1 protein-coding gene is annotated in these 255 nt (G+C 66.3%); it reads right to left on the bottom strand.

What is annotated here, in order from left to right:
- The coding region (locus FNH21_RS16845) for a transposase (protein WP_191932103.1) at positions 1-255 on the bottom strand (255 nt) is incomplete at both ends.

Genomic DNA, 255 nt, shown 5'->3' with positions numbered 1-255 from the left:
TGTAGGTGGGGTCTGAAGCCGCCTGATTCGAGCAGGCTTCGGGCGATGTAGTGGGTGAGGTTCCTGAAGCCCAGAGCCGATCCACGCAGGTGCTCGAGCCGCCCATTGATGGCCTCCGTCGGACCGTGCGAGGTGCCGGGGCGGTCGAAGAACGCGAGGACATCAGCGGTCCGTTGTTTCAGGGTCCGCCCGAGCCGACGAATCTCGACCAGGGCGGTCGGCACGCCGGCGGTGACGGAGTCGATGACGGCTTTC

The sequence above is a fragment of the Arthrobacter bussei genome (assembly GCF_009377195.2).
Lineage (GTDB): Bacteria > Actinomycetota > Actinomycetes > Actinomycetales > Micrococcaceae > Arthrobacter_D > Arthrobacter_D bussei.
Note: the sequence above shows the minus strand (reverse complement) of the source record. Positions and strands in the feature narration are given on the sequence as shown.